Annotated in this window: 11 protein-coding genes and 1 pseudogene; 9 read left to right on the forward strand and 3 right to left on the reverse strand. The window is 65.0% G+C overall.

Annotation, left to right across the window (positions count from 1 at the left end):
* Window positions 1–71: 71 nt before the first annotated feature.
* The 3 genes from AC3A6R_RS14320 to AC3A6R_RS14330 form a co-directional block, all read right to left on the reverse strand.
* Window positions 72–1,223, reverse strand: a complete 1,152-nt coding sequence (locus AC3A6R_RS14320; protein ID WP_487864676.1) for a magnesium transporter CorA family protein — start codon at window positions 1,221–1,223, stop codon at window positions 72–74.
* Window positions 1,224–1,237: 14 nt separating this feature from the next.
* A complete protein-coding gene (gene hemB / locus AC3A6R_RS14325; protein ID WP_487864688.1) occupies window positions 1,238–2,230 on the reverse strand; it encodes a porphobilinogen synthase in 993 nt (330 codons plus the stop codon).
* Window positions 2,231–2,361: 131 nt separating this feature from the next.
* On the reverse strand, window positions 2,362–2,535 hold the full coding sequence (locus AC3A6R_RS14330; RefSeq protein ID WP_487861079.1) for a hypothetical protein: 174 nt from the start codon (window positions 2,533–2,535) through the stop codon (window positions 2,362–2,364).
* A gap of 54 nt (window positions 2,536–2,589) precedes the next feature.
* Here AC3A6R_RS14330 and AC3A6R_RS14335 point away from each other — a divergent pair, with 54 nt between their 5' ends.
* The 9 genes and pseudogenes from AC3A6R_RS14335 to AC3A6R_RS14375 all read left to right on the forward strand — a co-directional run.
* Window positions 2,590–3,018, forward strand: a complete 429-nt coding sequence (locus AC3A6R_RS14335) for a CopD family protein (RefSeq protein WP_487861080.1) — start codon at window positions 2,590–2,592, stop codon at window positions 3,016–3,018.
* 13 nt (window positions 3,019–3,031) lie between these two features.
* Window positions 3,032–4,147 carry a VanZ family protein gene (locus AC3A6R_RS14340; RefSeq protein ID WP_487861081.1) on the forward strand — a complete coding sequence of 372 codons (1,116 nt, stop codon included), beginning with the start codon at window positions 3,032–3,034 and terminating at the stop codon, window positions 4,145–4,147.
* Between the two features lie 23 nt (window positions 4,148–4,170).
* Window positions 4,171–4,524 (forward strand): (2Fe-2S) ferredoxin domain-containing protein, encoded by a 354-nt coding sequence (locus tag AC3A6R_RS14345; protein ID WP_487861082.1) that lies wholly within the window; start codon window positions 4,171–4,173, stop codon window positions 4,522–4,524.
* 71 nt (window positions 4,525–4,595) lie between these two features.
* Entirely contained in the window at window positions 4,596–5,231 is a 636-nt protein-coding gene (locus AC3A6R_RS14350; protein WP_487861083.1) for an alpha/beta hydrolase, read from the forward strand.
* A 44-nt stretch (window positions 5,232–5,275) separates the two neighbouring features.
* Window positions 5,276–6,445, forward strand: a complete 1,170-nt coding sequence (locus AC3A6R_RS14355) for a D-alanyl-D-alanine carboxypeptidase family protein (RefSeq protein ID WP_487864677.1) — start codon at window positions 5,276–5,278, stop codon at window positions 6,443–6,445.
* 215 nt (window positions 6,446–6,660) lie between these two features.
* The gene (gene rpsL / locus AC3A6R_RS14360; protein ID WP_013543948.1) at window positions 6,661–7,038 is read left to right on the forward strand and encodes a 30S ribosomal protein S12; all 378 of its coding nucleotides are present in this window, start codon (window positions 6,661–6,663) and stop codon (window positions 7,036–7,038) included.
* 153 nt (window positions 7,039–7,191) lie between these two features.
* Window positions 7,192–7,665: a 30S ribosomal protein S7 gene (gene rpsG / locus AC3A6R_RS14365; RefSeq protein WP_435512657.1), complete on the forward strand. Its 474-nt coding sequence runs from the start codon at window positions 7,192–7,194 to the stop codon at window positions 7,663–7,665.
* Between the two features lie 96 nt (window positions 7,666–7,761).
* Complete coding sequence (gene fusA, locus AC3A6R_RS14370) at window positions 7,762–9,861, forward strand: elongation factor G (RefSeq protein WP_487861085.1); 2,100 nt, start codon at window positions 7,762–7,764, stop codon at window positions 9,859–9,861.
* A 152-nt stretch (window positions 9,862–10,013) separates the two neighbouring features.
* Window positions 10,014–10,085 (forward strand): annotated as a pseudogene (locus tag AC3A6R_RS14375) (GTP-binding protein); the annotation flags it as partial.

A 10,085-nucleotide genomic window follows, 5' to 3' on the forward strand; every position in this document is an offset into this window, starting at 1 on the left:
AGCCGCGCCTCGCGCGCGGCTGAAGGACAAAAGGGCTGCGCCGAGGCGCAGCCCTTTTTTTTTGCCTTGCTTCAGCGCGTGCGCGCGAGATAGCGCTTGCGCCAGAACACGAGGATCAGCACCGCGGCGATGACGAGCATCGAGAGCACCGCGATCCAGAATCCGTCGGCCTTGTGCACGAGCGGAATGAAGTCGAAGTTCATGCCGAAGATCCCGGCGATGAGGTTGAGCGGCAGAAACACGGCCGTCAGTGCCGTGAGCACCCGCATGATGTCGTTGGCGCGGTGCCCCTGCACGCTGAAATGCATCTGTACCGCGGTCTCGGCGTTCTGCTCGAGCCGGCGCACGTGGTGGACCACGCGCTGGATGTGCTCGAGCACGTCGCGGCTGCGCACCATGATCAGCTCGCGCTCGCGCTTCTCGGCCTCGCCCTTGGGCGTGGGCAGTGTCTCGAGCGAGTCGATCCAGTCCTGGATCGCGGCGCGCTGGTCCTCGCAGATCTCGTCGAGGTGGTGCAGCGACTGCCGGGCCTCCATCAGCGCACTCCAGTTGGTGAAGCGGCTGCGCGGATCGATCAGTTCGGTCTGCCAGTGGTCGAGCTGCCGCGTGAGTTCGCGGCGCATGTCGAGGTAGCGGTCGACGATCTGGTTGATCACGCGCAGCATCAGGTCGGCGGTGCTGGTCGGCACGCGTGCCGAGATGGCGCGCACGTCGAGCGCCGGGGCGCCCTGGTCGTCGGGCGATGCGGCCGCGAGCAGGCGCGCGGCGAAGGCATCGCGCACGGCACCGTCCTCGGGGTGCACCGACAGCAGCACGCGGTCGAACAGCGCGAAGCCCACCGGGCGGGTGTCGACCCGGCGCAGCGCGGGCGGGCCGCGGCGCGAGGGCGCGGTGGGAAGCGGCGCCTCGCCCCCGTTGTCGGCGGCTGCCTGCGCGCCGGGCCCCGTGGCAAGGCGGCGGAACACCAGCACGTCGTATTGCGAGGTGTAGTCGTAGTGCGACGGCAACTGGTCGTTGAGCAGGTCGGCCACATGCAGGTCGACCAGCTGTGCGTGGCAGAGGGTCTGCAGAATGTGCTGCACTTCGGCCAGCGAGGCGCGGAATTCGTCGCGTGTGAGCGATAGCCAGAGGTAGCCCGTCGCCGCGCATGCGCCGGGCACCGCCAGCGGCGCCAGTGCCGGGTGCTCGCTGACCTGCGAGCCGTTGATTTCGAAGATGCGCATCGGGACCGACGCGGTCAGCGCTGCTGCTGCAGCAGGCGCGCGGCGTCGAGGGCGAAGTAGGTGAGCACGCCATCCGCGCCGGCGCGCTTGAAGGCGAGCAGGCTCTCGAGCACCACCGCGTCGTGGTCGAGCCAGCCGTTCTGGGCCGCGGCCTTCAGCATCGCGTATTCACCGCTCACCTGGTAGGCGAAGGTGGGCACGCGGAACACGTCCTTCACGCGGCGCACGATGTCGAGGTACGGCATGCCGGGCTTCACCATCACCATGTCGGCGCCTTCCGCGATGTCGAGGCCCACTTCGCGCAGTGCTTCGTCGCTGTTGCCCGGGTCCATCTGGTAGACCTTCTTGTTGCTCTTGCCGAGCGTTGCGGCCGAACCGACCGCATCGCGGAACGGGCCGTAGAAGGCGCTCGCGTACTTGGCGCTGTAGGCCATGATGCGGGTGTGGATGTCGCCCCGGGCTTCGAGTGCGCCCCGGATCGCACCGATGCGGCCGTCCATCATGTCGCTCGGTGCCACGATGTCGACGCCGGCCTGCGACTGGCAGAGCGCCTGTTTCACGAGCACTTCGACCGTCGCGTCATTCAGGATGTACCCGGTCTCGTCGAGCAGGCCGTCCTGGCCATGGCTGGTGTAGGGGTCGAGCGCCACGTCGGTCATCACGCCCAGTTCGGGAAAGCGCGACTTGAGCGCCGCGACCACGCGCGGGATCAGCCCGTCAGGGTTGAACGCTTCCGCGCCGTCGGGCGTCTTGAGGCTTGCATCGATCACCGGAAAGAGCGCAATCGCCGGAATGCCAGCCGCGACGCATTGCTCGGCCACGGGCAGCAGCAGGTCGAGGCTCAGGCGTTCGACGCCCGGCATGGAAGGCACGGCATCGCGCTTCTTCTCACCTTTCTGCACGAACACCGGGTAAATGAGGTCATGTGCCGTCAACGCGTGCTCTCTTACCAAGTTCCGGGTGAAGGAGTCGCGGCGCAGCCGGCGCGGCCGGCCGGCGGGGTACATGGCAAAGGAGGGGGTTGATGGCGTCATAGGCGGAAAATTGTGCCTGATGCGTGTTCTGGCGGCGCGTGGACTGCGATCTGTTGTCGGACAACCTTGATCGAGAATAGCTAAAAAGCTCTCATTTTTCGCTCTCAAATGTGAAAGAAATCAACCGATTGCTTGAAACCTTGTTGTGTCTTTGTTAAATTCTGAGCGGGCGGCTTGCCGCTCCCCGCTTTTCCTCCCTGAGCGGGTGCCTTGATGTGTGACAGCAAAAGGGCTTCCCAGCCCGGCGTGAAGACGTCGGGCTTTTTTTTGCCCGTCATTTTGTCAACCGTGGCCGCGCGGAAAAACGCGTGTCATCCCACTAAACTGGCCGGATGCTCTGGGTTAAATCGCTTCACATCGTCTTCATTGCCAGTTGGTTCGCGGGGTTGTTCTACCTCCCGCGGATCTTCGTCAACCTGGCCATGGTCCCGCCGGAGTCGGTTGCAGAACGTGAGCGCTTGCTCCTGATGGCGCGCAAGCTGTTCCGCTTCACTACCTTTCTGGCCGTGCCGGCCGTCGTTTTCGGCCTCTGGCTTTGGCTCGGCTACGGCATCGGACGCGGGCCCGGCAACGGCTGGATGCATGCCAAGCTCGCGCTGGTGCTCGCGGTGATCGGCTATCACCACGGCTGCGGCGTGCTGCTGCGGCGCTTCGTGGCCGGTGGCGACCGGCGCAGCGACCGGTGGTACCGCTGGTTCAACGAACTGCCGGTGCTGCTGCTGCTCGGGATCGTGGTGCTGGTGGTGGTCAAGCCCTTCTGAGCCGGTCGCCAAGGTGGAGAAGCCGCACAAGTCCGCTGCGCTGCCGCTGGCGCTGGCCTATGCGGCGCTGATCGCGTACGCGAGCCTGTACCCGTTCGCGGACTGGCGCGATCAGGGCATTGCGCCCTGGGAGTACCTGTGGGCGCCGTGGCCCAAGTACTGGACCGGCTTCGACTTCGCGGTCAATGTGGTCGGCTACGTGCCTTTCGGCTTCCTGTGGGCGCTCGCGGTGCTGCGCACACGGCCCGCGGCGAGTGTCTGGCGTGCGGTTCTGCTGGCGGCGCTGGCCGGGGCGGTGGTCTCGTTCGCGATGGAAATGTTGCAGAGCTATCTGCCGGCGCGGATCCCGTCGAATGTGGACCTGGGCCTCAACACCGCGGGCGCACTGGCGGGGGCGCTGTTGGCCGCGGCGCTGGAGCGCGTCGGCGGGGTGGCGCACTGGAGCCGGACGCGTTCGCAGTGGTTCGTCGACGAGGCCCGCGGCGCGCTGGTGTTGCTCGCGCTGTGGCCGCCAGCGCTGCTGTTTCCGGCCTCGGTGACCTTCGGGCTGGGCCAGGTGTTCGAGCGGGTCGAGGTCGCGATCGCAGAGTGGCTGCTCGACACGCCGTTCATCGACTGGATGCCGCTGCGCCAGTTCGAACTCGAGCCGCTGGTGCCCGCCGTCGAGCTGCTCTGCGTGATGCTCGGCGCGCTGGTGCCGTGCCTCTTGGCCTTCCTGGTCGCGCGATCGGTGGCGCGGCGTGCCGTGCTGCTGCCGCTGACGCTGCTCGCGGGTATCGGCGCTTCGGCGCTGTCGGCGGCCCTGAGCTACGGCCCTGCGCATGCATGGGCCTGGCTCGGCCTGCCGGTACAGGTCGGCATCGCGGCGGCACTGGTGGCCGGCGTGCTGCTGCTCGCAGCGCCCCGCCGGCTCTGCGCGGCACTGCTGCTCGTGAGCCTGGTCGTGCAGCTGAGCCTGCTCAACCAGGCGCCCGAGAGCGCGTACTTCGCGCAGACGCTCGCCACCTGGGAGCAGGGGCGCTTCATCCGCTTCCATGGGCTGGCGCAATGGCTGGGCTGGCTGTGGCCGTTCGCGGTGCTGGCTTACGTGGTGGTGACCCTGTCGCGCCGGTCGAAACCGGCCGCCTGACAATGCGTCACTAAAATCCACCGATGCCCAGTTCCACTCCCGACGCGCCGCGGGGCTACTACGAGCGCCACATCTTCTTCTGCCTCAACGAACGCAAGAACGGCGAGGACAGCTGCGCGCTGCACAACGCGCAGTCGGGCTTCGACCGCTGCAAGGCCAAGGTCAAGGAAGCGGGGCTTGCCGGGGTGGGCAAGGTGCGTGTCAACAAGGCCGGCTGCCTCGACCGCTGCGCGGGCGGGCCCGTGGCGGTGGTGTACCCCGAGGCGGTCTGGTACACCTTCGTCGATGCCGAAGACATCGACGAGATCGTCGATTCGCACCTGAAGAACGGCAAGGTGGTCGAGCGGCTCGTGCTGCCGCCGGACGTCGGGCGCTGAACTTTGTCGAGGTCTCGCGCTCGTACCGGGCACCGAGGCGGTCGCCGCCCGGCAGCCACATTTCCTGCACCATGAATTCACAGACCGAAAAACTCCGCCTTCAAGGCGCCGCCGGCGTCATCGAGGTGCAGCGCGACGTGCCGCCCGATGGCGCCACGCGCGGCATCGCGGTGATCGCCCATCCGCATCCGCTGTTCGGCGGCACCATGGACAACAAGGTGGTGCAGACGCTGGCGCGCGCATTCGTTGCCTGCGGCTGGACGGCCTTGCGCTTCAACTTCCGCGGCGTCGGTGCGAGCGAGGGCGTGCACGACGAAGGCCGCGGCGAGTGCGAGGACATGCAGCAGGTCATCGCGCAGCTGGCACCCGAGGGGCCGCTGGCCATCGCCGGCTTCTCGTTCGGCGCCTTCGTCGCGAGCCGCGCGGCCGAGAAGCTCTGGTCCGCGCGCGAGATCCGCCAGCTCGTGCTGGTCGGCACGGCCGCGGCGCGCTTCGCGGTGGCGACGCTGCCGGCCGAGGCGCACGAGCGCACGCTGGTGATCCATGGCGAAGCCGACGACACGGTGCCGCTCGCGGCCGTCATGGACTGGGCGCGGCCGCAGTCACTTCCCGTCACGGTTGTCCCCGGGGGCGGCCATTTCTTTCACGGACAATTGCCGTTGCTCAAAAGCCTCGTCGTCCGCCATCTCCGTGCGGGCGCCGCCTGAAAGCCCCGCGGGCTTGTCTTCGTCTTCTTCCCAATTTCTCTTCCATGAATCGTTTTCTTGACGCGTTCCGTGCGCTCTTCTTCGTCGCTGCCGCATCGGTCGGCATGGCCGCTGCCGCTCAGGTGCCGGCACCGCCCGAAATTGCCGCGCGCAGCTACCTGCTGCTCGACGTCACCGCCAACCAGATCCTCGCGCAGAAGGACATCGACAGCCCGGTCGAGCCGGCTTCGCTCACCAAGTTGATGACCGCGTACGTCGTGTTCGATGCGCTGCGCGCCAAGAAGATCACGCTGACCCAGACCCTTCCGGTCAGCGAGCGGGCCTGGAAGATGCCGGGCTCGCGCATGTTCATCGATCCGAAGATGCAGGTGCCGGTCGAGGACCTGATCAAGGGTGTCATCGTGCAGTCGGGCAACGACGCCACCGTCGCGCTGGCCGAGGGCGTCGGCGGAACCGTGGAGCACTTCGTCGAGATGATGAATGCCCAAGCCAAGGCGCTCGGCATGAAGAACACCGCCTACAAGAACCCCGAGGGCCTGACCGAGCCCGGCCATACCACCACGGCGCGCGACCTCAGCATCCTGGCCACCCGGCTGGTCCGCGACTTCCCCGAAGAAGCCAAGTACTACGCGATCAAGAAGTACCGCTATCCGGGCACGCCCTCGACCAACGACACCAATCGCAACCTGCTTCTGTTCCGCGATCCGACGGTCGACGGCTTGAAGACCGGCTACACCAGTGCGGCGGGCTACTGCATGATCGCCACCGCCAAGCGTGACTTTCCCAACCTGACAGGCGGGCGCAGGCTCCTGTCCATCGTGCTGGGCACATCGGGTGAAACCGTGCGCGCGAACGAATCGCAGAAGCTGCTGAACTGGGGCTACACGGCCTACGACGCCGTCCGCCTGGTCGAGGCCGGCCAGCCGGCCGCCACGCCGGCCGTCTGGAAGGGCAAGGCGAACACCCTCAAACTCGGCCGGCCGGAGCCGATCGTGGTGGCGGTGCCGGCGGGTACCGCGAGCAAGATCAAGACGCAGGTGGCGCGCCCCGATCCGCTCGTGGCGCCGTTCACCAAATACCAGCCGGTCGGCACGCTCAAGGTGACGCTGGGCGACCAGCCGGTCGCGGAAGTGCCGCTGGTGGTGCTCGAAGGCGTCGAGCAGGCGGGCGTGTTCGGCCGTGCCTGGGACGCCGTGCGGCTCTGGATCAAGTAGGAAGGCGGCACCGGTCCGCCGGGCAGCGCGAGCCGCTGCCCGGGCCTTTGGGCCTTGACTTTGCCGTTTCAGGCCTGCCTGCTATACTCGTGGGCTTTTCGGAATTTTCCGAAGGGTTTCACGTTTTCGTTATTCCCGGCTTCCCTGTCTTGCGTCACGACAAGCGCAGGGCGGTTTCAGAGCCAGAGCCGGGTTGTTTTGGGACTAATTCATTCATGCCAACCATCAATCAACTGGTGCGTCAGGGTCGAACGGTCGAGAAGATCAATTCGAAGAGCCCTGCCATGCAGAACTCGCCGCAACGCCGCGGTGTCTGCACCCGCGTCTACACCACGACGCCAAAGAAGCCGAACTCGGCACTCCGCAAGGTCGCCAAGGTCCGCCTGACCAATGGCTTCGAAGTCATTTCCTACATCGGCGGCGAAGGCCACAACCTCCAGGAACACAGCGTCGTGCTGGTCCGCGGCGGTCGTGTCAAGGACCTGCCCGGTGTTCGCTACCACATCGTGCGCGGCTCGCTCGACCTGCAAGGCGTGAAAGACCGCAAGCAGTCGCGTTCCAAGTACGGCGCGAAGCGTCCCAAGAAGGCCTAAGCCTTCCTGTCGTCAGAAAAAATCAAGCGGTGTTCGGTGGCCTTGGCGGGCCAATCGGACGTAGTGACCCAGGATCGGGTCGAGTAAGTGAGAGTCCGGAATGGCTCTCGCGGTGTCGGAAACGATGCCAACTGAAGCAAAGAGGTTAGAAAAATGCCACGTCGTCGCGAAGTCCCCAAACGTGAAATCCTGCCGGATCCCAAGTACGGCAATGTCGAGCTGTCCAAATTCATGAACGTGATCATGGAAGGCGGCAAGAAGGCTGTTGCCGAGCGCATCATCTACGGTGCACTCGACTTCATCGAGAAGAAGAACCCCGACAAGGACCCGGTCGAGGCGTTCACCGTTGCCATCAACAACGTGAAGCCGATGGTCGAAGTGAAGTCGCGCCGCGTCGGCGGTGCCAACTACCAGGTGCCGGTCGAAGTGCGCCCGGTGCGTCGCCTGGCGCTGTCGATGCGCTGGATCAAGGAAGCCGCCCGCAAGCGTGGTGAAAAGTCGATGGCCTTGCGCCTGGCCAACGAGCTGATGGAAGCCACGGAAGGCCGTGGCGGTGCCATGAAGAAGCGCGACGAAGTGCACCGCATGGCAGAAGCCAATCGGGCGTTCAGCCACTTCCGCTTCTAAAAATCAAACTTCGCTTGGGCGTTGGGTGTCGAGTGTCGGGCGTTGTGCCCGAGCTCGGGGCCCAGCGCTCAACGCATTTCAACCCGAAAGTAAATCATGTCCCGCAAGACCCCCATCGAGCGCTACCGCAACATCGGCATCTCCGCGCACATCGACGCTGGCAAGACCACGACGACCGAACGCATCCTGTTCTACACCGGTGTGAACCACAAGATCGGTGAAGTGCACGACGGCGCCGCCACGATGGACTGGATGGAGCAAGAGCAAGAGCGCGGCATCACGATCACGTCCGCTGCCACCACCTGCTTCTGGAAGGGCATGGCTGGCAAGTTCGAAGAACACCGCATCAACATCATCGACACCCCCGGCCACGTGGACTTCACCATTGAAGTCGAGCGCTCGATGCGCGTGCTGGACGGCGCCGTGATGGTGTACGACGCCGTCGGCGGCGTGCAGCCCCAGTCGGAAACCGTCTGGCGCCAAGCCAACAAGTACAAGGTTCCGCGCCTCGCGTTCGTCAACAAGATGGACCGAACTGGCGCCGACTTTCTGCGCGTGCGCCAGATGATGGTGGACCGCCTGAAGGCCAACCCCGTCGTGATCCAGATCCCGATCGGTGCCGAAGAGCACTTCCAGGGCATCGTCGACCTCGTGAAGATGAAGGCGATCATCTGGGACGAAGACAAGGGCATCACGTTCACCTACGGCGAGATCCCGGCGAACCTGACCGCCGTCTGCAACGAATACCGCGAAAAGCTCGTCGAAGCGGCTGCCGAAGCCAGCGAAGAGCTGATGAACAAGTACCTCGAAGGCAATGAGCTGACCGAGGAAGAGATCAAGGCTGCCATTCGCAAGCGCACCATCGCCGGCGAAATCCAGCCGATGCTGTGCGGCTCGGCCTTCAAGAACAAGGGCGTGCAGGCCATGCTCGACGCCGTCGTCGAATACATGCCCGCGCCGACCGACATTCCCCCGGTCAACGGCCTGGACGAAGACGAAGCCCCCGTGGTCCGCAAGGCTGACGACGGCGAGAAGTTCTCGGCTCTCGCATTCAAGCTGATGACCGACCCGTTCGTGGGCCAGCTGACCTTCGTGCGCGTCTACTCGGGCGTGCTGAGCAAGGGCGACAGCGTCTACAACCCGGTGCGCGGCAAGAAGGAACGTATCGGCCGTATCGTGCAGATGCATGCCAACAACCGCGAAGAAGTCAGCGAAATCCGCGCCGGCGACATTGCCGCCTGCGTGGGCCTGAAGGAAGTCACGACGGGCGAAACCCTGTGCGACCCGACGGCCATCGTGACGCTCGAGCGCATGGTGTTCCCGGAATCGGTGATCTCGCAGGCCGTCGAGCCCAAGACCAAGGCCGACCAGGAAAAGATGGGCATCGCCCTGCAGCGTCTCGCCCAGGAAGATCCTTCGTTCCGCGTCAAGACCGACGAAGAATCGGGCCAGACCATCATTGCCGGCATGGGCGAACTCCACCTTGAAATCATCGTGGACCGCATGAAGCGCGAATTCGGCGTGGACGCCAATGTGGGCAAGCCCCAGGTTGCCTACCGCGAAACGATCCGCAAGACCGTCGAAGAAGCCGAAGGCAAGTTCGTTCGCCAGTCGGGCGGCAAGGGCCAGTACGGCCACGTGGTGCTCAAGCTCGAACCCCAGGAAGCCGGCAAGGGCTTCGAGTTCGTCGATGCCATCAAGGGTGGTGTCGTTCCTCGCGAATACATCCCCGCGGTGGAAAAGGGCGTTGTCGAAGCGCTGACGCAAGGCGTGCTGGCGGGCTACCCCGTCGTCGACGTCAAGGTCACGCTGCACTTCGGTTCGTACCACGATGTGGACTCGAACGAAATGGCGTTCAAGATGGCCGCGATCTTCGGTTTCAAGGAAGGCGCCCGCAAGGCCAGCCCCGTGATCCTGGAGCCAATGATGGCCGTGGAAGTCGAAACGCCTGAAGACTACGCTGGCAACGTGATGGGCGACCTGTCGTCCCGCCGCGGCATGGTGCAGGGCATGGACGACATGATCGGTGGCGGCAAGTCCATCAAGGCCGAAGTGCCGCTGTCGGAAATGTTCGGCTACTCGACCACGCTGCGCTCGATGTCGCAAGGCCGCGCCACGTACACGATGGAGTTCAAGCACTACGCTGAAGCTCCGCGCAACGTGGCCGAAGCCATCGTGGCTGCCCGCGCTAAGTAATGTCTTTGCGGGACAGACGATTTGCGCAGCAAATTTGCTCTGTCCCCAACTTGTCTGCGATCCGGTGCCGCCCTGTTCCCGTGCGGGGCGAACCAGCAATCGGATGCAGACATAAAACCAATACACGGGAATGCTCTTTCAAGGATTGAAAAATGGCAAAAGGTAAATTCACCCGCACCAAGCCGCACGTGAACGTGGGCACGATCGGTCACGTCGACCACGGC

The sequence above is a fragment of the Variovorax sp. Soil_C_19 genome (assembly GCF_057657255.1).